We start from the raw sequence: 21,366 nt of genomic DNA, 5'->3' as shown, positions 1-21,366 counted from the left end.
GCGGGACAGCGTATTGGGAACTCAGTTCTAGAGTGAATTTCTAGAGCAGATTTCTGGAACCCTCTTCCTGTCCGGCTATCCGGCGGTCCAGACTTGGTGGTGGCCGGGCCCGCGTCCGTCCGTTTCGGGGGATACGGATGGCCGTGGGTCCGGTGGGTCCGGTGGGTCCGTGGGCTGGGTGGGTGGTGCATAGGATCGGCGGCATGGCGCTGCGTCCCGTTCAGGTGAATATCAAGGCCGTTGACGGCTTGGCGGTTGGCCGGTTCTGGGGGGAGGCGCTCGGGTGGAGTGTCTTCAGCCCCGGTGTGACGACGTATGTCGGCCCGGGCGGCGGCCTCGTCTGGCCCGAGCCGGTGGGGCTCGGCATCGACATCGTTCCCGTCCCGGAATCCAAGACGCCGACGAAGAATCGTCTGCACCTCGATCTCGCCACCACGTCTGTGGCCCACCAGGCGGAGTTGGTCGCGCGTCTACGGTCTCTCGGTGCGACGCCCGTCGATGTGGGGCAGGGCGATGTGCCGTGGACCGTGCTCGGTGATCCGGAGGGCAACGAGTTCTGTGTGCTGGAGCCTCGGGAGATCTATCGGGACACCGGGCCTGTCGCTGCGGTCGTCGTCGACTGTGTGGATCCTCGGGGCATGGCGCGGTTCTGGGGCGAGGCGTTGGACTGGGCCGTTCTTGAAGTCTCCGATGACCAGGCGTCGTTGCGGTCCGTCGAGGATGTCGGGCCTTATCTGGAGTTCCTTCGCGTGCCTGGTGCGAAGGCCGTGCCGGATCGCGTCCATCTTGATCTGATGCCGTATCCCGGTGACGACAAGGCGGCGGAGGTGGGGCGGTTGAAGGGGCTCGGGGCGAGTGACCTCGATCTGGGCCAGGGTGATGTTCCGTGGACGTGTCTGGTCGATCCGGAAGGGCACGAGTTCTGCGTTCTGGCTGTGTCCTGACGCGGGGGCTTGTTGATGTCCCGGCGTTTTTCAGTGGACGTTGGGCCACTCGCTTCTTGGCCAGTGTCGGGCTTCCACGGCCCGAGTAAAGGGCGCTCCCTGCGGTCGCGTCGCCTGCGGCGATGGCCCTGCGGGCCACCCTTGACTCGGTCCGCTCCAGCCCGTTTCAGAAGCGAGCGAGCGGCCCGGAAGGATGGGTGGCCAGGCACGAATCCCCTTGCCTGAACCGTGTTGCTGGCCGGTGTCGTGGGGGCGCGTTCGCGTCTCGCCAGCACGCCGCCTCGGCTCAGCGGCCAACCCTGAGTGGGCGGGTGGGTGGCTGCTGGAAGCCGGGGGTAAATCTAACCACCTTCACACCCTTTGACTGGTTAGAAATGGCCCCAGCTCCTAGAGGTGTGGTTGGTCTGCCTGGGCCGACTGCGCCTTTGCATCCGGCGTCGCGATTGCGACTTGTCACTCGGCGGTGGGCGGTGGTTCCGCAATGCCTATGAAGTTGTTCCCGGCAATGGGCCGGATGTGCGGCGACCAACCCAGTGCTGTGAGGTCGTCCGTGAGGGTCCGGGCGTCGTGGAACACCTTCACGATGCGGTACCGGCTGCCGTCGTCGAGTCGGCGCAGCGCCGAGGGGGTCGGCTGGTCAGTGAGGACTTCCTCGTATGCGGCTGCTGCGGGGCCGTCGTCGATGAAGATGGCTTTGCCGCCGGGCGCGAGTGCGGCGGCGACGGTGTTCCAGAAGTCGGGCAGCCGTGTTGGCGGGACGTGGGAGAGCCAGAAGGCGAAGAACACGGTGTCGTAGCGTCGTGGCGGCTGCCACTCGAACAGGTCGGCCTCAAGGAATTCCACGGTGGGGGAGGCGGTGCGCGCACGAGCGAGCGTCAACACTTCGGTTGCCGCGTCGACAGCCGTTACCGACCGGGCCCGCGCGGCGAGCCTTGGCGTCCACTGGCCCGTTCCGCACGCCAACTCCAGCACATCCCCGGCAATCGGCAGTTCATCGACGACAGCCAGCAATCTCTGCAGGTCTTCGTACTCTGCGTAAGGCCGGTCGTATTCGGCCGCGCCGGCCTTGTAGTAAGCCATTTGCTCTGCCAGGAGAGCGTCGTCATCCATATACATGCAGGTTCCTCTCGTCCCGGTTCGGTCAGAGCCGCGCGCTCAGCTCGCCAACGTCATCGCCATAGGCAGCGTCGGCCTTCACCTTTGGGCAATGTCAAGAGCCATGAGGGCCAGGGCGGGGCGCATCAGGACCGGATCCGCACACCAGGAGAACGACGCGGAACCAGACAAGCCAAGCCGTGACAGGTACCCCGGGGAGAGCCAATCGGCAGACGGGGGTGGTCATCACCCGGGCCGTCACCCGCGTCGTCGCCCAAGCCAATACCCGGGCCGCCTTCCGGGCCCGGGGCTTTCCTCTACACCTGCGGCCCAACTGCCCTCTTGTCCATTGGCCTCAGCCATGAACTCGCCAGCGCTCCTTGCCTCTTGATCTCTTGGTCTCTCCGCCCCTTGGCCTCTTGCGCAGCAAGTCCCCACCGGCCGACAGTCGCTGAACCGACCTGGCGTGCAGGCGGGATGTCAACGCGTCACCCTCGCTCCGACCCTGCCCCCTCTGAAGGCTGCGGGCATTTCTAACCAGTCAAATGACGTATGAGTGGTTAGATTTACCCCCGGCTTCTGGCGACCACCCGACCGGGGTTGGCCGCTGAGTCGAGGCGGCGTGCTGGCGAGACGCGAACGCGCGCCCCACCACACCGGCCAGCAACACGGTTCAGGCAAGGGGATTCGTGCCTGGCCACCGTGGAAGCCCGACACTGGCCAAGAAGCGAGTGGCCCAACGTCCACGATCGATCCCGCGTCGCCGTCAACTTCGGGCGTTCTGGCGTACGTTGAAGGGTGATTACAGCGAGTGTCCATGCTGATACTTTGCGTGCATGAAGTTCACCCTGACCTATGACGTGGCCGGTGCTCCCGACGAGTTCTTCGCCTGGTTCCTTGATTCGGCGCGTGAAGAGGACCTGTACAAGGGCGAGTTGGCGTACAGGAGCTACTCGATGTCGGGGCGGCGCGAAAGCGAAGAGCGGGTTGTCCGGCGCACCGTGTTCCAGCGCTCGCTGCAACTGCCCGACCCCGTCGCCAAGTTGCTCGGCGCCACCTTCAGTGAGGCCGAGGACGGGACCTACGAGAAGGTCGACCGTCTGTGGACCTGGAAGGTCACGCCGAGCAGTCAGGCGGACAAGACTCGCCACGAGGGTCATCTGACGGCCGAAGGCACCGACGCCGTCCGCAGCCGCCTCCGCCTTGAACTCACCTACGAGGCGAAGATCTTCGGCGTCGGCGGCCTGCTGGAGAGTTCCATGGAGAAGAACCTGCGCGAGGAGTGGGACCGGACGGTCGCGTGCTACAACCGTCAGGCCTCGGCCTGAGCGGACGCGGACGCGGGCGTCGAGGTCCGCCCGGCGACGCGGGTGAACACCACGTACAGCACCGCGCTCAGTATGAAGCCCACGATCGGCGTGCTGTCGCCGAAGGACGGCCAGTGCTCCGGGACGTAGCCGACGTAGTCCTCCTGGTTGGAGAAGAGCGGGACCGATACCCCGATGCCGATCAACAGGGCTGCCAGGCCTGGCCAGTTGGTGAAGGTGGGGTCGGTCAGGCGGGGGGCCAGCTCCGCCGTTGTCGTCGCGGCCCGGGACTGGAACCAGCGTTCCACCAGGACCACGCCCAGCCACGGCGCCACCCAGTACGCGATCACCAGCAGGAACGCCTCGTACGCCGAACCCGCGTCGGACAGCGACGCCCACGCCGCCGCCGTACCGGCCACCCCGGACACCACGACCAGGACACTGCGGTTGAGCCACGCGGGGAGTTTCAGGCCGAGGGCGGTGAGGGAGATCGCGCCGGAGTAGACGTTCAGGGCGTTCGCCGAGATCGCGCCGAGGATGATCGCGATCAGCACCAAGTCGCCGAGCCAGGACGGGAGATGGCCGGTGAAGGCCGCTGTGGGGGTCGCGTCCTTGGGGGCGAGGAGCGTTGCCGAGGCCGCGCCCATCACCGCCACGAACGTCACCGACACGAACAGCCCCAGTGCCGGGTACAGGATCGTCCTGAACTTGTTCGCCGTGCGCGGGAGGTAGCGCGAGTAGTCCGTGGCGTACGGGTTCCAGCCCGCCGCGTAACCCCAGGCCGCGCTGAGCGCGAGCAGGAAGCCGCCGACGCCGCCGCCCGTGCCGCCCCCGCCGAGGTGCGCGTCCTTGAACGTCCACACGCCGGCCAGCAGGAAGATCACCGCGAGCGCCGGGAACGCGTACTTCTCGAAGGTGTGCACGAAGTTGTGGCCGATGAAGCCGATCAGGATCTCGGCCACCACCACCAACAACAGTGACGGCAGGGGACGTAGACCCGTCAGTGTGTTCAGTGCGAACGCCGCGCTCACGCTGTTCACCGCGAACCAACCGACGCCCGCCACAAGGCCGTTGGCCGCCGACGGGAGGATGTTGCCGCGGAAGCCGAACGAGAAGCGGCCGATCACCATCTGCGGGACGCCGAAGCGCGGGCCGTCCAGGGAGAGGAAGCCCTGCGTGATCGCGCCGAGGCCCGTGCCGAGGACGATCGCCGCGGTCGCCTGCCAGAAGGACAGGCCGAAGAAGAGGACCGAGATCACGCCGATGTAGACGGTCGCGAACTCGATGTTCGGGGAGGCCCAGGTCCAGAGGAGCTGGAGCGGGCTGCCGTGGCGTTCGGCGTCGGGGATGGGCTCGGCGCCGGCCGTCTCTACGGCGATGACCTTGTCACCGTATTCGGGGGCGAGGGTGCCGGTCGATTCGGCGGGAGCAGTCGTCATGCGAGGTAAGTGTCCGGTTCCTGCCGGTCCGGGCCCAGAGGCGCATTGTCCGTACCGGGCCGCCCACCGGCGTACAACCTGCACGTATCACTCGGCCTTGGGGTCGTCCTTGAGGTCGTCCTTGTTCAGGGACTTCAGGAACTCGGGGTTGTCGTCCGGCGCGATCCACTGGCCCGGCGCGGCCGTCGCCTCGGCCCCGGTGCGGCGCGCCCGGCCCGCGATCAGCCACGCGACCGGGCCGACCAGCACCTCGCCGAAGAGCAGGATCACGAACACCCACGCCAGCTTCGGCATGCCGCGCACGTCCTCCTCGGGCGTGTTCAGGCAGTCCACGAAGGCGTAGATCCACAGAGCCAGGACCAGCAGGAACGGCAGATACCTGAGCATGGCGGCGAGATTCTCCTGAGTGGTGGGACGGCCCCGGTGACGGGGTCAGGTTAGCGGGTGGCAGATACTTGGACACATGGCTTACGACGATCTTCGCTCCCTGCTCAGGGCACTGGAGCGCGAGGGAGACCTCAAGCGCATCAAGGCCGAGGTGGACCCGTATCTGGAGGTCGGGGAGATCGTCGACCGGGTGCAGAAGGCCGGCGGACCCGCTCTCCTCTTCGAGAAGGTGAAGGGGTCCTCGATGCCCCTCGCCATGAACGTCTTCGGGACCGACCGGCGGCTGCTGAAGGCGCTCGGGCTGAAGTCGTACGGCGACATCTCCGAGAAGATCGGCGGGCTGCTGCGGCCCGAGCTGCCGCAGGGGTTCGTGGGCGTGCGGGACGCCTTCGGGAAGCTCGGCTCGATGACCCACGTACCGCCGAAGAAGGTCAAGGAAGCGCCGGTGCAGGAGGTGGTGCTCACGGGTGATGACGTCGACCTCGACGACCTGCCCGCGCTCTTCACCTGGCCGCAGGACGGCGGGTCCTTCTTCAACCTCGGGCTCACGCACACGAAGGACCCGGAGAACGGGATCCGGAATCTCGGGCTGTACCGGCTCCAGCGCCACGACAAGCGCACCATCGGCATGCACTGGCAGATCCACAAGGACAGCCGGAACCACTACCAGGTCGCGGCCCGGAGGGGCGAGCGGCTGCCGGTCGCCATCGCCTTCGGGTGTCCGCCCGCCGTGACGTACGCTTCCACCGCGCCCCTTCCCGGTGACATCGACGAGTACCTCTTCGCCGGGTTCATCGCGGGCAAGCGGATCGAGATGGTCGACTGCAAGACCGTGCCGTTGCAGGTGCCGGCGCAGGCCGAGGTCGTCATCGAGGGGTGGCTGGAGCCCGGCGAGATGCTGCCGGAGGGGCCGTTCGGGGACCACACCGGGTTCTACACGCCGCAGGAGCCCTTCCCGGCGCTGACCATCGACTGCGTGACGATGCGGAAGCGGCCGTTGCTTCAGTCGATCGTCGTAGGCAGGCCTCCGACGGAGGACGGACCGCTGGGGCGCGCCACGGAGCGCTTCTTCCTCCCCCTGCTGAAGATCATCGTGCCGGACATCGTGGACTACCACCTGCCCGAAGCGGGCGGATTCCACAACTGCGCGATCGTCTCCATCGACAAGAAGTACCCGAAGCACGCGCAGAAGGTGATGCACGCGGTCTGGGGTGCGCACATGATGTCCCTGACCAAGCTGATCGTGGTCGTCGACTCCGACTGCGACGTCCACGATCTGCACGAGGTCGCGTGGCGGGCCCTCGGCAACACGGACTACGCCCGCGACCTCTCGGTCGTGGAAGGACCCGTCGATCATCTCGACCATGCCTCCTACCAGCAGTTCTGGGGCGGCAAGGCGGGTATCGACGCGACGAGGAAGTGGCCCGAGGAGGGCTACACGCGGGACGGCGGCTGGCCCGAGATGGTCCTGTCCGACCCGGAGACGGCGGCGAAGGTCGACCGCCGGTGGAAGGAGTACGGCCTGTGAGCAGCGCGTCTGCCGCTCTCCCGCAACCGGGACGGACCAAGGCGTTCCTGCGCCTGGTCATGATCGAGCACTCCGTCTTCGCCCTGCCCTTCGCCTACATCGCGGCGCTAACCGCGATGTTCCAGTGGGACGAGAACATCCACTGGGGGCGGCTGCTGCTCGTCACCATCTGCATGGTGGGGCTGCGGACGTTCGCGATGGCGGTCAACCGGATCATCGACCGCGAGATCGACGCCCGTAACCCGCGCACCGCGCACCGCGAGCTGGTCACCGGCGCGATGACGGTGAAGCACGCGTGGACGGGCGCGCTCGTCGCGCTGGTCGTGTTCCTCGGCTCGGCGGCGCTCCTCAACCCCCTCTGCCTGGCGCTGGCCCCCATCGCGGTGATCCCGATGGTGGTCTACCCGTACGGCAAGCGGTTCACGAACTTCCCGCAGGCCATCCTCGGTCTCGCCCAGGCCATGGGCCCGGTCGGCGGCTGGCTGGCGATCACCGGCGAGTGGTCCTGGGACGCGGTGATCCTCGGTCTCGCCGTCGGCATCTGGATCGGCGGCTTCGACCTGATCTACGCCTGCCAGGACATCGAGACCGACCGCGAGATCGGCGTCATGTCGGTCCCGGCCCGCTTCGGCATCCCGGCGTCGATCTGGGGCGCCCGCGTCTGCCACGCGACCACGACCGCCCTCCTCGCCTGGTACGGCGCGGCAACCGGCGCCGGCGCCTTCTTCTGGTTCGGCCTGCTGATCGTCGCGGGCGCGTTCGTGTACGAGCACTCGATCGTCCGGCCCCATGACCTGTCCCGCCTCAACCGGGCGTTCTTCAGCGTCAACGGGTTCATCGGGATCGCGTTGTTCGTGTGCGCGCTGCTGGATCTGCTGGTGCGGGGGCTGACTGTCTGAGTAGCGTGCGGCCTACCATCGAGAGCAGGACCCCAGGGAGGCCACCGTGACCGTCTCGGACCTTGACCGCCTGCACTCGCAGCTCGGCAAGCTGGAGGACATGTTCCCCGGCTATCTGACGGAGATTGTCGAGGGCAGCATCGTGATGAATCCGGTCAGGCCGTTCCACGGGAAGACGATCACCCGTCTGTGGACTGAGGTGGAGCCGCAGCTGCCCTCCGAGTGGGCCCTGGTCACGGATGTGGCGTTCCCGTTCGACGACGACAACGAGTTCTGCCCGGATCTCGCAGTCATCCCGGCCGAAGCGGAGGCAGAGAACCGCAGCGAGTATTCGCCCGACCTGATCGAGTTCCTCGCCGAGGTCGTCTCCCCGAGCAGTATTCGCCGCGACTACGAGGTCAAGCCCCGCTGGTACGCCTCCCGAGGCATCGCCAACTACCTCATCCTCGACCCGCTCAAGGGCCACGCCGTCACGATGTGGAATCCCGGCCCCGATGGTTACCGCGGCCGCGACACCATCCCGTACGGCATTGACGTCGCCGTCGACTCCCCGTTGGGCAAGCTGACGATCCCCACTATCCGGCTTCCCGTGGACCCGAAGGCACCTCAGCACAGGTGAGTGCGGCCCCGCTTCACGCCGCCGGAGAACGCCCCGGCACCCTTGGCCGGTTCCCGCCCCGCGACGCCAGCTAGGCTCGGTGTCGTGAACCCAGTCAAGCCAGGAGAGACGCCGCGTACGCCTTGGATCGTAGGGGTGTCCGGCGCTTCCGGCACCCCATACGCGGCTGCCGTCCTGCGCGCGCTCCTCGACGCCGGCGAGAGTGTCGACCTCGTGGTGTCCCGCGCGTCCCGGCTCACGCTGCTCGACGAGACGGGGATCTCCTACCGGGACGCCCACTGGCAGGACGACCTGCGCGAATGGCTGGCCCGCGGCGCCGACGGCAAGCCCGGCACCTTCCAGCCCGCCATCGACACCGACGCCGTACGGCACTGGAGCGCGGGCGACCTCGCGGCGGGGCCGTCCTCGGGGTCGTACCCCTCGAAGGGGATGATCGTCGTGCCCGCGTCGACGGCCTGCGTCGCAGGGATCGCCCTCGGGCTGAGCAAGGACCTGTTGCAGCGGGCGGCGAGCGTCACCCTCAAGGAGCGGCGCAGGCTGGTGGTCGCCGTACGCGAGACGCCGTTGAACGGGCAGACGCTGCGGCACCTCGTGACCCTGGACGACCTGGGCGCGGCCGTGGTGCCCGCCTCGCCCGGGTTCTACGCCGGAGCCACCCACATCCAGGACCTGGTGGACTTCGTCGCCGGGCGGGTCCTGGACTCGGCGGGCGTCGAGCACGACCTGTACCGGCGGTGGAAGGGCGACCTCGGCGCCGGCTTCCGCACCACCAACTGACGTACGGCACCGACTCATTCATCTTCATCGGCAACTTCATCACCGGAAGGCAATCGATCGCATGGACGCGGTGGACAGGCAGCTCATCCAGGCCCTGAGAGAGAACGGCCGGGCCTCCTACGCGGAGCTGGGGCGCCTCGTCGGCCTGTCGGGACCCAGTGTCACCGACCGCATCAACCGGCTGGAGGCGGCCGGTGTCATCACCGGTTACCGCGCGACCGTCGACTCGGCCTCCCTCGGCCTCGGCGTCATCGCCCTGATCGGCATCTCGCTCTCCGACGCCGCCGACCACGAGGACGTGGCGCGCCGCATGAAGGACCTCGGCGAGATCGAGGACTGCTGGTTCATCGCCGGCGAGGACTCGTTCATGCTGAAGGTGCGGGCACCGGACGTGGACGGCCTGGAGAAGACCATCCGGCGGCTCAGCGGGACCAAGGGTGTGTCCCGGACCCGTACGACGATCGTCCTCTCCACGAAGTGGGAGAACCGGGTCGGAGAGCTGCCCGAAGAGGCGTAGAGGTGTAGGCGTACCGTTTAGCAAAGCTGTCTTAGGAAGAGGTATGGGCATGGATGTCGGGCTCAAGCGCGAGCTGGAGCAGAAGGTCCGCTCCGGTGAGCGGCTGTCCCGTGAGGACGGCATCGCGCTGTACGAGTCGGACGACCTGGCCTGGCTGGGCGGACTCGCGCACGAGGTGCGGACGCGGAAGAACGGCGATGTCGTCCACTTCAACGTCAACCGCCACCTGAACATGACCAACGTGTGCACCGCGTCCTGCGCCTACTGCTCGTTCCAGCGCAAGCCGGGCGAGAAGGACGCGTACACGATGCGCATCGAGGAGGCCGTCCGGCTCGCGAAGGCGATGCAGGGCGAGAACCTCACCGAGCTGCACATCGTCAACGGCCTGCACCCGAACCTCCCCTGGCGCTACTACCCCCGGTCGCTGAGCGAGCTGAAGAAGGCCCTCCCGGAGGTCTCCCTCAAGGCCTTCACGGCCACCGAGATCCACCACTTCGAGACCATCTCCGGGCTGTCCGCCTCCGAGATCCTCGACGAGCTGATCGACGCCGGGCTCGAATCCCTCACCGGCGGCGGCGCGGAGATCTTCGACTGGGAGGTCCGCCAGCACATCGTGGACCACCGCACGCACTGGGAGGACTGGTCCCGGATCCACCGCCTGGCGCACGAGAAGGGTCTCAAGACCCCGTGCACCATGCTCTACGGCCACATCGAGGAGCCGCGTCACCGCGTGGACCACGTGCTGCGGCTGCGGGAGCTCCAGGACGAGACCGGCGGTTTCCAGGTCTTCATCCCGCTGCGCTACCAGCACGACTTCGTGGACATGAAGGACGGCAAGGTGCGGAACCGCCTTCAGGCGCGTACGCAGATGGCCACCGGCGCGGAGGCCCTCAAGACCTTCGCCGTCTCCCGGCTGCTCTTCGACAACGTCCCGCACGTCAAGGTCTTCTGGGTCATGCACGGCGTCCAGACCGCCCAACTCGCCCTCCAGCACGGCGCGGACGACATGGACGGCTCGGTCGTCGAGTACAAGATCACGCACGACGCCGACAACTACGGCACCCCGAACAAGCTCACCCGCGACGACCTCCTCGACCTGATCCGCGACGCCGGTTTCCAGCCCGTCGAGCGGAACACGCGCTACGAGATCATCCGCGAGTACGACGGCCCGGACCCGGCGCGGCGCGAGTCCCCGCAGCCGATGCGAGTCTGAACGGAACGATGGCGCTCACTTTCGAACTGGACCCCGCGATAACCCCTGCCCTGCGCGAGGAGATCCTCACCCTCTGGGCGGACGTCTCCAACGCGGGCGGCTCCGTGGGCTTTGTCGCACCGGTCAAGGTGGACGAGATACGGCCCGAACTGGTCCGGCACTTCGTCGCCATGGCGGAGGGCCGCACCCGGCTGCTGGTCGGCCGGGACGAGACGGGCACGGTCGCCGCGACCGTGTTCCTCGCGTTCAACACCCACCGCCTGATGCTGCACTGGCTGTGGCTCTACACGGTGATGGTCCACCCCCGCCACCAGGGCAAGGGCTACGGCCGCGACCTGCTCGCCGCCGCCGAGGAGGCCGCCCGCGGCATCGACGGCATCGAGGCGATCCGCCTCACCTGCCGCGGCGGCCACGGCCTGGAGCGGTTCTACGGCTCCTGCGGCTACAAGGAGGTCGGGCGGGTGCCCGGCGCGATCCGGGTGGCGCCGGGGGACGACCGGGACGACATCTTCATGCTGCTGCCGCTGCTGTGACCCCCCTGCAAGATCCGTGCGGCACCGTGCTTCACTGATTGATGCCCTTGTCTCGAATCGGAAGAGTGGATTGAGATGTTCCGCTACACACTGTGGCGCCTCGGAGTCTTCGCGGGCTGCCTCGGCGTCGTCTGGGGCCTCGTCTACCTCGGCGTCTTTCCGCGCGGCTTCGGCGAGTCCAACGGCATGTGGATCGTGCTGCTGGCGCTGGTGATCTCGGCGCCGATCAGCTTCGTGGTGCTGCGCGGGGTGCGGGACCGTGCCTCGGTGCAGATCGTCGAGCGGGTCGACCGGATGAAGGCCAACCTGGACGCCAACCGCAGCCAGGAGGACGAGACGGTGGACGCCGCCCAGCCGACGTCCCACCCGCAGGGTCAGACTTCCTAGTACCTGGGCCCAACTACCCTTGCCCCCATGGGTGCCGTGAAGACCAAACGGATGCCGCGGGCGGTCCGTGAGCAGCAGATGCTCGACGCCGCCGTGCAGACCTTCGGGCAGCGCGGTTACATGGCCGCGTCGATGGACGAGATAGCCGAACTCGCGGGCGTGTCCAAGCCGTTGGTGTATCTCTACCTGAACTCGAAGGAAGACCTGTTCACCGCGTGCATCCGGCGCGAGGGCCAGGCGCTCACCGAGGCGGTACGGGCCGGCGTGGACACGGGGTCGCCCGCCGACCGCCAACTCTGGGACGGACTGCGGGCGTTCTTCACCCACACCGCGCAACACCCGGACGGCTGGGCCGTGTTGCACCTCCAGTCCCGCACCCACGGCGAACCCTTCGCGGCCGAGGTGGCCGCCATGCGGGCCGAACTCGTCGCGTTCGTCACCGAGTTGATCGCGGTCACCGCCCGCGAGGCGCACCGCGACCCGGACCTCCCCGAGCACGAGGTCGCCGGTCTGGCCGAGGCCCTGGTCGGCGCCGCCGAGTCCCTGGCGGCCTGGTCGAACGCGACCCCGGGCGTCACCGCGAAGCAGGCGGCGGCGACGCTGATGAACTTCGCGTGGGCGGGGCTGGGGCAGTTGATGGAGGGGCGGCCGTGGACGCCGTAGCGCTCATCAGCTCATAAAGATCATGCGGCTGATGCAGCTGATGCAGTTGATGCGGCTCATAAAGGGAGCGGTCGGACGAGTCCGTCCACATGTGTGCGCTCCCCGCTCCGCAGCTGGAAACGGCCGCCTTCCGCCGCGTACTCCACCACCCCCGGCAACAGCACCGGCGCCCTGAACTCCGCCCGTACGTACGCCGATTCGGGCGTTCCGTGTGCCGCGAGGCACCGTGCGGCCGTCCACATGCCGTGGGCGATGGCGCGGGGGAAGCCGAAGAGGCGGGCGGTGAGGGGGGAGAGGTGGATGGGGTTGCGGTCGCCGGACGCGGCGCCGTAGCGGCGGCCGACGTCCTCGGCGAGGCGCCATGCCGCGATGGTGGGCAACGGCTTCCGCGCTTCCCGTACTTCGCCCGCTTCCCCTGTCTGTCCAGCCTCCCGCGCATCGGTGCGGTGGTGCCGGGCGAGATACGTGCTCCGTGACTCCCAGACGAGCTTGCCCTCGCCCCCGGACTCGCCGCTGCCCGCCCGCATCTCCGTCGTGACCGTCGCCTCCGTGCCGCGTCGATGGGGGGCCAACTCGTCGACGTAGACCGTGAGTTCGTGGTCCCCCGTGGCGGGGACCGCCGTGTGCCGGGTGATCTCCACCGACGTGTGGACCAGGCCGAGGAGCGGGAGCGGGAAGGCCCGGCAGCTCATCAGGCGCATGGCGAGGGGGAAGCCGAGGACGTGGGGATACGTGATCGGGAGGGCGTCGTCGCCGGTCGCGAAGCCGCAGACGCGTTCGTAGGCGGCCAGTTTGGCCAGGTCGACGCGGACGCCGGGCAGGACGAGGCGGGTGCGGGGGAACTCGGCGTCGGGGCGGGCCCGTTTGAAGGGGGAGAGGAGGGCGCCGCGGAGGAGGAGCGGGGTGAGTGCGGGGGTGTCGGTGAGGGGCGGATAGGGGTTGGCCATGTCCCACTCCCGGGTGGCTTCCTGGGCGGCTCTTTTCGGCTTACTTCGCAGTAAGGTTACCGCAGGTAAGGCCAAGTGGGGCGAGCCGGGCGGTCCATGGCGGGCGCATGGCCGACGCAGAGGTGACGCAGGGCCGACGTATGGCTGACAAAGCCGTGCGAACCCGCCGAGGTTGCACAGGCCCGGCTCCGTACCACCCCCGAACCAGCACGAAGTCCCCACGCGGGCCCCGTACGATCTCCGACCTGACCCGAGGTAACACCCCGGCCGCGGGCCGGTATGAACGCCTCGGTACGCACCATGCGTACCTAATGCAGCAGAGCGGTACAAGCTGCACGCCACAGGAGCTGCCATGTCCCTCGTCTATCCGTCCGGCTACGACTACGACGGCGCGCCCGTGCTCGTCGAGCCCGAGATCCGGCGGCTGGACGGCGTGGTGCGGGAGGTGTCCGTACCGCCGTTGGTGCCGCCGCCGACCCACGGCTCGCTCGCCGACCTGCCGTTCGAGAACGCGGCGGCGGCGCCGGAGCACGTGGTCCTCAGCAGGCAGGACGAGGACGGTAATTGGCGTGATGTGACGGCGACGGAGTTCGCCGAGCAGGTGCAGGCCGTCGCCAAGGGGATGATCGCGGAAGGGCTCGCGCCGGGCGACCGGATCGCGGTCATGGCGCGGACGTCGTACGAGTGGACGCTCCTCGACTTCGCCGCGTGGGCGGCCGGTCTGGTCACCGTCCCCGTCTACCCGACGTCCTCCCTCTTCCAGATCCGCTGGATCCTCCAGGACTCGGGCGCGGTGGCGATGGCCGCCGAGACGGTCGCACAGGCGGCGGCGCTCGGTCCGGAGACGCCGCGGCTGCCCGACCTGCGGCACATGTGGGTCTTCGAGAAGGGGCACCTGGACCGGCTGGCCGAACTCGGCCGGACCGTCCCGGACCAGGAAGTCTCCGTACGGCGTGGGGTGTTGCTGCCCGACACGCTCGCCACCGTCATCTACACCTCGGGCACCACCGGCCGCCCCAAGGGCTGCGCGATCACCCACGGCAACTTCCTCGCGGAGATCGACAACGCGATCGAACTCCTCTACGGCGTCTTCAAGAACAAGGCGGACGAAGAGCCCTCCACGCTCCTCTTCCTCCCCTACTCCCACGTCTTCGGCCGCATGGTCGCGGTCGCCTGCATCCGCGCCCGGGTCCGCCTCGGCCACGCGGCGAGCCTCAAGTCCGAAGACCTGCTGGCCGACCTGGCGAGTTTCCAGCCGACCTTCCTGCTGGCCATCCCGTACATGCTGGAGAAGGTCTTCAACAACGCGCGGGCGAAGGCGGAGAAGGGCGGCCGCGGCAAGGTCTTCGACCGCGCCACGAACGTCGCCCGCCGCTACGGCGAGGCGCTGGAGGCCCGCCAGTCCGGCAAGGGGCCGGGCCCGACCCGCCCGTTGAAGACCGCGCGCGCCTTCTACGACCCGCTCGTCTACCGCAAGATCCGCAACGCCCTTGGCGGCAGGCTCCGTTACGTCATCTGCGGCGGCTCCCCGCTGGGCCGCCGCCTCGCCGCGTTCTACGCCGGTGCGGGCATCGAGATCTTCGAGGGCTACGGCCTGACCGAGACGACGGCGGCGGCTACCTGCACGCCCCCGCTCAAACCCCGCCTGGGGACGGTCGGTTGGCCGATGCCGGGTACCAAGGTCCGGATCGCGTCGGACGGTGAGATCCTGCTCGCCGGCGGCCAGGTCTTCCGCGGCTACTGGGACCCGCACGGCGCCGGGGTGATCCCCGCGTCCCAGGACGGCTGGTTCGCGACCGGCGACATCGGCCGCCTCGACGACGAGGGCTACCTCACCATCACCGGCCGCAAGAAGGAGATCCTGATCACCGCGGGCGGCAAGAACGTGGCCCCGGCCCCCCTGGAGAACTGGCTCCGCTCCCACCCCCTGATCGCCCAGTGCATGGTCGTAGGCGACCGCCGCCCCTACGTCGCCGCCCTCATCACCCTCGACCTCGAAGGCATCACCCACTGGCGCCAGATGAACGGCAAGCACCCGGTTCCCGCCGAACTCCTGGTCAACGACGAGGAGTTGATCGGGGTCCTGCAGCGGGCCGTCGACGACGCCAACAAACTGGTCTCCCGCCCCGAGTCCATCCGCCGCTTCAGCATCCTGCCGGTGGACTTCACGGAGGTGGCGGGCCATCTGACGCCGTCGATGAAGCTGCGCCGCGAGTTCGTCATGCAGGAGTTCGCACGGGACATCGAGGCGCTGTACGCGAACTGACCGCCGTTCAGGGTGATTTGGTGCGTACCTGGTCATTGACTTCCCAAGACCCCCGCGCGACATTCCCAGCCCATTCCCCGTCGGGCTGGAGCGGCCATGACCACGAGCGCGGACGGACAGGCACAACTCCCCGGTAGAAGACGTGTGTTGGCGGGTGGTGCGGTTGCGGCGCTCGGTGTCGTCGCCGGGGTGCGGCACACGGCACGGGCCGCCGATCTCCCTCTCCTCGGCACCTATGACGTCGTGGTGATCGGTGCGGGGGCGGCCGGGATGACGGCCGCGCTGACCGCCGCCAAGCAGGGGCTGAGCTGTGTGGTGGTGGAGAAGGCGCCGACGTTCGGGGGATCGGCGGCGCGTTCGGGGGCGGGGATCTGGATCCCCAACAACCCGGTGATCCTGGCGGCCGGAGTCCCCGACACCCCCGCCAAGGCCGCCACCTACCTCTCCGCGGTCGTCGGCGCGGACGTCCCCGCCGACCGCCAGCAGTCCTTCCTCGCCCACGGCCCCGCCATGATCTCCTTCGTGATGGCGAACAGCCCGCTGCGCTTCCGCTGGATGGAGGGATACAGCGACTACTACCCGGAGTTGCCGGGCGGGCTCCCCAACGGCCGTTCCATAGAACCCGATCAGCTCGACGGAAACATCCTCGGCACCGAACTCGCCCACCTCAACCCGCCCTACCTGGCCGTCCCTTCGGGCATGGTCGTCTTCAGCGCCGACTACAAGTGGCTCGACCTGGCCGCGGTGAGCGTGAAGGGCGCGGCCGTCGCGACCGAGTGCCTGGCCCGGGGGACGAAGGCCGCCCTGCTCGGCCAGAAGCCCCTCACCATGGGCCAGTCCCTCGCCGCCGGCCTACGGGCCGGACTCCAGTCCGCGCAGGTGCCGGTGTGGCTCAACACCCCGCTCACCGACCTGTACTTGGAGGGCGGCGCCGTCACCGGGGCCGTCGTCACGCGTGCCGGAACCGCCGGACTGGTGCGCGCCCGGCGCGGGGTCGTGGTCGGCTCGGGCGGCTTCGAGCACAACGCGGCGATGCGCGCCCAGTACCAGCGCCAGCCCATCGGCACGGACTGGACCGTCGGCGCGAAGGAGAACACCGGCGACGGCATCCAGGCGGGCCAACGGGCGGGCGCGGCCCTGGCGTTGATGGACGACGCCTGGTGGGGACCCGCCATCCCCATCCCCGGCGACCCGTACTTCTGCCTCGCCGAACGCACCCTCCCCGGCGGCCTGTTGGTCAACCAGGCCGGTTCCCGCTTCGTCAACGAGGCCGCGCCGTACAGCGACGTCGTCCACATCATGTACGACCGCAATACCGCCGCCCCCGACATCCCGGCCTGGCTGATCGTCGACCAGAACTACCGCAACCGGTACCTCTTCAAGGACGTCCTGCCGACGTTCACGTTCCCCGACGACTGGTACAACTCCGGCGCGGCGTACAAGGCGTGGACGCTGGACGCCCTGGCCACGTCGATCGGCGTCCCGGCGGCAGCCCTCCGCTCCACGGTGAGCCGCTTCAACTCCCTTGCGGCGAACGGCAAGGACACGGACTTCGGGCGCGGCGACAGCGCCTACGACCACTACTACACGGACCCGTCCGTCCTCCCCAACTCCTGCCTGGCTCCCCTCTGGCTGCCCCCGTACTACGCCTTCCGCATCGTCCCCGGCGACCTCGGCACGAAGGGCGGCATGCGCACGGACGCACGGGCGCGGGTGCTGCGGGCGGACGGTTCGGTGATCCCCGGTCTGTACGCGGCCGGGAACGCGAGCGCGGCGGTGATGGGGCACAGCTACGCGGGCGCGGGCTCGACGATCGGGCCGGCGATGACGTTCGGGTATGTGGCGGCGCTGGATCTGGCGGGGGCGCTGTAGGCGGCGGGGCGTAGCGGTCGTAGGGCTGCCGTCTTGGCTGTCGTGCCTGGTCATCACCCGGTCAAGGGATGGCCAGGCCGGGATCAAGCGGGCGTATGCATTGCGCATGCAACGGGTTCGGAGGGCTGACATAGCCGGATTTGGGCCCTTCCTCGGTGGCTAATGTGATGGCGCGAACACGTCCACAGCGACCACGACGACTTACGGGGAAGAGGAGACGGCGGTGGGGGAGCCGAACCGTTCACGCCTTCTTGACTACACGCAGGGGCCCGTGGCAGCGGGGGTGCCCGAGGTGCGTCGGTCGAGTCTGCTCGACTATGCCGAGGCAGCGCCCCGGCCCGGTCCGGCATCCGACGGGCGGCCCGGACCCCGGCCCGGTGTCCCGCCGTACGAGACGGCCGTCTTCGTGCCCGCGCATCCCCGGTACGTCGACGCGGTGGACGACGACGGGCGGGCGGTCCGGGTGCCGTTCGTCGTCTACGAACTCTTCGAGCATCCCGCGCACCGCACCGCGGCCTACGCCTTCAGCACGGTGGAGAAGCTGGTGGCCGCGTTCGGCGAGGCCCAGCCGTGGGTCGGGACCTCGATCGGGCCGCTCGCCGAGGCGATGGGCGAGCGTGGCGGCACCGTCGTCCTCGATCCGAAGGTCGCCCCGGGGCGGCCGAATTGGAGGCCGGCCGACCTGGCCGCCTATACACGGGAGGTGCGCTGATGTCGGCCGACTTCAAGGCGGTGCTGAGCGACCTCACGTCGATGGCCACGACCTTCCACGACCAGGCCACCGACTACCGCAAGCTGCACCCCCAGGTCGCCCCGCCCGTGGTGAGCGGCGGGGACGCGGGGCTCGACGACGCCATCAAGGAGGTCGCCCACCTCATCCTCGGCCTGCACGCCGGTTTTGCCGATCGGCTGGACGACCACGGCGACAAGGTGGCGTACGCGCGAGACTCGTTCCACCGGCACGACGTCGACGTCCACGGTGTGTTCGACGACCTGATGGTCGGGGAGGACTGAGGACTCATGGGCGACAGCTGGGTCGGCGGTGACATCGGCGGGCTGCACACGATGGCCACGACGTACAAGAACGCGAAGGACCAACTCGACGACGTCGTCCGGCCGGTCACCAGTGCCGTCGAGTCGCTCGTCGACGACGCGGGCTGGAAGGGCGACGCGGCGGAGGAGTTCCGCGCGAAGTGGAGCGAGGACGCGCTGACGGCGGGAGCTTTCGCCAGTCTGGTGTTCGAGGCCGGGGACATCCTCGGCACCCTCGCCGACGCGCTGTCCACGTGCGAGACGGCGCTGCAGAACGCGGAGCATGTCGCCACCGGCAAGGGTGTGTCCATGGGGCCCAAGGGCGTGCCCCTGCCCATCGTCACGGCGAACCCGCCCGGCGCGGCGGACCAGAAGACGATCTCCGCGATGACCGAGTACGACACGGTCCGCAAGCAGGTCATGCACACCGCCCAGCATGCCCGGCTCGTCGCCGCCGACAAACTGAGCGGACTGTACGCCCAGGTCACCGCGCCGGTGTCGACCGGCGACAAGATCACCATCGCCGACGCGCTGCGCGGGCTGTACGCCTACGACGCGGAGGACGCGCGGGCCGGGGGCAAGAAGGCGCGCGCCGCGCTCGACGACGCCAAGGCCGAGGCGCAGGCGGCGAAGAAGGAGATGCGGGCGGAGCGCAAGGCGTACCAGAAGGCTGGCCGCGGACTGCCCAAGGACCTGCCCGCCAAGGGCGCCTACGGCGACGCGGTCATGAAGGTCGACTCGCTGGAGGAGGCGATCGCCCGCGCGGACGTCGGCAGCAGCAAGCTTCCGTACGACCGGGTGCTGAACGTCAAACTCGCTGACGCGGCGGACGCGTTGCGGCTGGGCAAGGGGCTTGAGGCACTCCCCGAGTTCCTCAAGGAGGTGCCGGTGCTGGATGTCGCGGCGGCGGCCGCGTGCGGGTTGGTGGAGGCGAAGGACGACCATGACAAGGGGTGGTCGTGGCAGAAGTCCGTGACGGTGGATGTCGGGGTGGCTGCGGGGGGTGTAGCCGCGGGGGCGCTCGCGGTGTTGGCGGCGCCGGTCGAAGGGGCAGTGGGGGTGGCGTTGGTGGGAGTCGGTGCGACGGTCCTCGCGACGGACGTCCTCGACCACACCTTCCACGAGCACTGGAGCGAGGACATTCATGACCACGGGGTTGTGAGCGGTGTGGCACACGGCGTCTGGGATGTCGGCTACAAGACCGGGCAGGACGTCGGACGACTGGGTAAGGACATCTGGAATGGCGTCACGAGCATCTTCTGAGGCCCCCACTCACGGAACGCCCGCTGACATCCCAGCCCTGCCGAAGCTCGGCAGGACCTGGTACAAGCGCGGTGCCCTCTACTGGCTGTGCCGCGCCCGCACGACCACCTTCCTGATCATCCTGATGGTCGTCGTCAGCGTTTTCGCGCTTGAGCTCTACGGCGGCTTCACCAGCGAGTGGTCGCCGACCGTGCGCCTCGTGTGGAACTGGGTCACGGGGATCGCTTCCTGTGGGGCGCTGGTCTGGGGCTGGGTGCAGCAGCGCCGGGAGCACCACAGGGCTCTCCTGGACCCGCCCACTCCCGCGCAGACCATCCAGGCCAAGCGCGACCACAACAGGCAGGCCCCTGCCAGGGCCTTCGCCGGCCGTTGGATGGTGCTGCTTCTGGTGCCCGTCCTACCGGCCCTGGCCGCGTACACCATCGGCTGGCTCACCGCCTGGACCACCGTCCGCGAATACCCGAGCGAGGTCGGCGCCCGCCGCTGGCTGCAGGAGCACCCCTCCGGAACATGACCCTTTCTCCCAGCATCCCCGCCCTACCGGGTCTCGGCACCACCTGGTACGAGCGCGGCACGCGCTACTGGCTGCGCCGGGCTTCCGGAGCCCTCCTCTGGTTCGTCGTGCTGGCCTTCTTCTGCTACATCGCGCTTGTCCTCTACGGCAGCTTCCGCACCAGCCTGCCGGCGACCGTGCGCACCGTGTGGGACTGGACGCAGGTGATCCTGTCCTTCGTCGCCCTCGTGTGGGGGTGGCGGGTGCAGCGCCGGGACCACCACAGGAAACTGCTCGACCCGCCCTCGCCGGACCAGGCCCGCCAGGCCAAGCGGGACGAGACCCGGCGCTCCACCGGACTGGCCGTCGCGGGCCGTGCCCTCTGGCTGGTCGCGGCACCGGTCGCCCCGGCCCTCGCGGCGGGCTGCGTCGGCTGGGTGATCGCCGCCTTCACCGTCCGCGAATACTCCAGCGAGGTCGGCGCCCGCCGAGCCCTAGAGAGTGCTCACCAGCTTTCGGGCAATCAGAAACGCCTGCGCTGACGACTCCCCGAGCTCCTCTTCCGCCTCCCGTACGGTCCGTGACCGCAGCGCGAGCCCCGCCGCTTCCAGCAACTCGGCCATCAGCTCCGGTCGCCGGCGTTCGAAGTCGAGGGTCACCGGGTGACCGAAGGGCTGGTCGAGGGTGAGGGGCTGGTCGCCGGCCTGGAAGGCGAGCAGCAGGTACCCGCCCGGTGCGAGGATCCGGTGGAACTCCGCGAAGAGGTACGGGAGTCGGTCCACAGGCGTGTGGATGGACGAGTACCAGGAGACAGCCGCCGCCAGCGTGCCGTCCGGGATGTCCAGGTCCAGCATCGAGCCCTGCCGGAAGCGCAGCCCCGGGTTCTCGCGGCGCGCGATCGCGAGCATCGACTCGGACAGATCGAGGCCGAACACATCCAGCCCCTGCGCGGCGAGGAACGCCGTGGACCGCCCCGGCCCGCAACCGAGATCGGCCACCTGCCCGCCCCCGCCGCCGCCCCTGCTCACCAACTCGGCGAAGCCCGCCATCACCGTCCAGTCCCGCGGCTTGGCACTGCGTTCCCCGGCGAAATGGTCGGCGTAGTCCTCGGCGATGGCGTCGTAGAAGGTCCGGGTACTGCTCACGAAGCCGGCTTCGGCGGATGTGGAGGACGTCGATGTCATG

23 protein-coding genes are annotated in these 21,366 nt (G+C 68.9%); 18 read left to right on the top strand and 5 right to left on the bottom strand.

Annotation, left to right across the window (positions count from 1 at the left end):
• Nucleotides 1-203 precede the first annotated feature (203 nt).
• Complete coding sequence (locus tag ACGFY9_RS44695) at nucleotides 204-944, top strand: VOC family protein (RefSeq protein ID WP_393764236.1); 741 nt, start codon at nucleotides 204-206, stop codon at nucleotides 942-944.
• Between the two features lie 453 nt (nucleotides 945-1,397).
• Here ACGFY9_RS44695 and ACGFY9_RS44690 read toward each other — a convergent pair whose 3' ends face one another.
• Nucleotides 1,398-2,054 carry a class I SAM-dependent methyltransferase gene (locus ACGFY9_RS44690; protein ID WP_393764234.1) on the bottom strand — a complete coding sequence of 219 codons (657 nt, stop codon included), beginning with the start codon at nucleotides 2,052-2,054 and terminating at the stop codon, nucleotides 1,398-1,400.
• Nucleotides 2,055-2,875: 821 nt separating this feature from the next.
• Between ACGFY9_RS44690 and ACGFY9_RS44685 the strand changes: the two genes are divergently transcribed.
• Nucleotides 2,876-3,367 carry a DUF2505 family protein gene (locus tag ACGFY9_RS44685; RefSeq protein WP_393764232.1) on the top strand — a complete coding sequence of 164 codons (492 nt, stop codon included), beginning with the start codon at nucleotides 2,876-2,878 and terminating at the stop codon, nucleotides 3,365-3,367.
• On the opposite strand, the gene ACGFY9_RS44680 is transcribed toward ACGFY9_RS44685, so the two are convergent.
• Nucleotides 3,352-4,785 (bottom strand): purine-cytosine permease family protein, encoded by a 1,434-nt coding sequence (locus ACGFY9_RS44680; RefSeq protein ID WP_393764230.1) that lies wholly within the window; start codon nucleotides 4,783-4,785, stop codon nucleotides 3,352-3,354. The genes ACGFY9_RS44685 and ACGFY9_RS44680 overlap by 16 nt on opposite strands.
• An 87-nt stretch (nucleotides 4,786-4,872) precedes the next feature.
• On the bottom strand, nucleotides 4,873-5,172 hold the full coding sequence (locus ACGFY9_RS44675) for a PLD nuclease N-terminal domain-containing protein (RefSeq protein WP_266769597.1): 300 nt from the start codon (nucleotides 5,170-5,172) through the stop codon (nucleotides 4,873-4,875).
• 76 nt (nucleotides 5,173-5,248) lie between these two features.
• Between ACGFY9_RS44675 and ACGFY9_RS44670 the strand changes: the two genes are divergently transcribed.
• From ACGFY9_RS44670 to ACGFY9_RS44630, 9 genes are all read left to right on the top strand, one after another.
• Nucleotides 5,249-6,700 carry a menaquinone biosynthesis decarboxylase gene (locus ACGFY9_RS44670; protein ID WP_393764228.1) on the top strand — a complete coding sequence of 484 codons (1,452 nt, stop codon included), beginning with the start codon at nucleotides 5,249-5,251 and terminating at the stop codon, nucleotides 6,698-6,700.
• On the top strand, nucleotides 6,697-7,599 hold the full coding sequence (gene mqnP, locus ACGFY9_RS44665) for a menaquinone biosynthesis prenyltransferase MqnP (RefSeq protein ID WP_393764226.1): 903 nt from the start codon (nucleotides 6,697-6,699) through the stop codon (nucleotides 7,597-7,599). The genes ACGFY9_RS44670 and mqnP overlap by 4 nt, the downstream gene beginning before the upstream one ends.
• Before the next feature lie 46 nt (nucleotides 7,600-7,645).
• Nucleotides 7,646-8,218, top strand: coding sequence for a Uma2 family endonuclease (locus ACGFY9_RS44660; protein ID WP_393764225.1), 573 nt, complete (start codon nucleotides 7,646-7,648; stop codon nucleotides 8,216-8,218).
• An 84-nt stretch (nucleotides 8,219-8,302) separates the two neighbouring features.
• A complete protein-coding gene (locus ACGFY9_RS44655) occupies nucleotides 8,303-8,995 on the top strand; it encodes a UbiX family flavin prenyltransferase (protein ID WP_393764223.1) in 693 nt (230 codons plus the stop codon).
• 61 nt (nucleotides 8,996-9,056) lie between these two features.
• Nucleotides 9,057-9,512 (top strand): Lrp/AsnC family transcriptional regulator, encoded by a 456-nt coding sequence (locus ACGFY9_RS44650; protein ID WP_019061245.1) that lies wholly within the window; start codon nucleotides 9,057-9,059, stop codon nucleotides 9,510-9,512.
• Between the two features lie 49 nt (nucleotides 9,513-9,561).
• A complete protein-coding gene (mqnE, locus tag ACGFY9_RS44645) occupies nucleotides 9,562-10,725 on the top strand; it encodes an aminofutalosine synthase MqnE (protein ID WP_327407132.1) in 1,164 nt (387 codons plus the stop codon).
• Nucleotides 10,726-10,733: 8 nt separating this feature from the next.
• Entirely contained in the window at nucleotides 10,734-11,258 is a 525-nt protein-coding gene (locus ACGFY9_RS44640) for a GNAT family N-acetyltransferase (protein WP_393764220.1), read from the top strand.
• A 75-nt stretch (nucleotides 11,259-11,333) separates the two neighbouring features.
• Nucleotides 11,334-11,645 (top strand): DUF4229 domain-containing protein, encoded by a 312-nt coding sequence (locus ACGFY9_RS44635; RefSeq protein ID WP_201055011.1) that lies wholly within the window; start codon nucleotides 11,334-11,336, stop codon nucleotides 11,643-11,645.
• Nucleotides 11,646-11,672: 27 nt separating this feature from the next.
• A complete protein-coding gene (locus ACGFY9_RS44630) occupies nucleotides 11,673-12,308 on the top strand; it encodes a TetR/AcrR family transcriptional regulator (protein ID WP_366497415.1) in 636 nt (211 codons plus the stop codon).
• A 56-nt stretch (nucleotides 12,309-12,364) separates the two neighbouring features.
• On the opposite strand, the gene ACGFY9_RS44625 is transcribed toward ACGFY9_RS44630, so the two are convergent.
• Nucleotides 12,365-13,255, bottom strand: coding sequence for a MaoC/PaaZ C-terminal domain-containing protein (locus tag ACGFY9_RS44625; RefSeq protein WP_393764217.1), 891 nt, complete (start codon nucleotides 13,253-13,255; stop codon nucleotides 12,365-12,367).
• A 352-nt stretch (nucleotides 13,256-13,607) separates the two neighbouring features.
• Here ACGFY9_RS44625 and ACGFY9_RS44620 point away from each other — a divergent pair, with 352 nt between their 5' ends.
• The 7 genes from ACGFY9_RS44620 (at nucleotide 13,608) to ACGFY9_RS44590 (ending at nucleotide 20,723) form a co-directional block, all read left to right on the top strand.
• Nucleotides 13,608-15,521 carry an AMP-dependent synthetase/ligase gene (locus tag ACGFY9_RS44620; RefSeq protein ID WP_393764215.1) on the top strand — a complete coding sequence of 638 codons (1,914 nt, stop codon included), beginning with the start codon at nucleotides 13,608-13,610 and terminating at the stop codon, nucleotides 15,519-15,521.
• Nucleotides 15,522-15,617: 96 nt separating this feature from the next.
• Entirely contained in the window at nucleotides 15,618-17,393 is a 1,776-nt protein-coding gene (gene kstD / locus ACGFY9_RS44615; RefSeq protein WP_393764213.1) for a 3-oxosteroid 1-dehydrogenase, read from the top strand.
• Between the two features lie 223 nt (nucleotides 17,394-17,616).
• The gene (locus tag ACGFY9_RS44610) at nucleotides 17,617-18,105 is read left to right on the top strand and encodes an SAV_915 family protein (RefSeq protein WP_393764211.1); all 489 of its coding nucleotides are present in this window, start codon (nucleotides 17,617-17,619) and stop codon (nucleotides 18,103-18,105) included.
• Nucleotides 18,105-18,407 carry a DUF6317 family protein gene (locus tag ACGFY9_RS44605; protein WP_393764209.1) on the top strand — a complete coding sequence of 101 codons (303 nt, stop codon included), beginning with the start codon at nucleotides 18,105-18,107 and terminating at the stop codon, nucleotides 18,405-18,407. Before ACGFY9_RS44610 ends, ACGFY9_RS44605 begins: the two co-directional genes overlap by 1 nt.
• 6 nt (nucleotides 18,408-18,413) lie before the next feature.
• On the top strand, nucleotides 18,414-19,688 hold the full coding sequence (locus ACGFY9_RS44600; RefSeq protein WP_393764207.1) for a WXG100 family type VII secretion target: 1,275 nt from the start codon (nucleotides 18,414-18,416) through the stop codon (nucleotides 19,686-19,688).
• A complete protein-coding gene (locus ACGFY9_RS44595) occupies nucleotides 19,666-20,202 on the top strand; it encodes a hypothetical protein (protein ID WP_393764205.1) in 537 nt (178 codons plus the stop codon). The genes ACGFY9_RS44600 and ACGFY9_RS44595 overlap by 23 nt, the downstream gene beginning before the upstream one ends.
• Complete coding sequence (locus ACGFY9_RS44590) at nucleotides 20,199-20,723, top strand: hypothetical protein (protein ID WP_393764204.1); 525 nt, start codon at nucleotides 20,199-20,201, stop codon at nucleotides 20,721-20,723. Before ACGFY9_RS44595 ends, ACGFY9_RS44590 begins: the two co-directional genes overlap by 4 nt.
• Here the strand turns inward: ACGFY9_RS44590 and ACGFY9_RS44585 are convergent.
• Nucleotides 20,676-21,365, bottom strand: coding sequence for a class I SAM-dependent methyltransferase (locus tag ACGFY9_RS44585; protein ID WP_393764202.1), 690 nt, complete (start codon nucleotides 21,363-21,365; stop codon nucleotides 20,676-20,678). The genes ACGFY9_RS44590 and ACGFY9_RS44585 overlap by 48 nt on opposite strands.
• Between the last annotated feature and the right edge of the window lies 1 nt (nucleotide 21,366).

Origin of the sequence: Streptomyces sp. NPDC048504 (assembly GCF_043200035.1) — a bacterium.
Taxonomy (GTDB): domain Bacteria; phylum Actinomycetota; class Actinomycetes; order Streptomycetales; family Streptomycetaceae; genus Streptomyces.
Note: the sequence above shows the minus strand (reverse complement) of the source record. Positions and strands in the feature narration are given on the sequence as shown.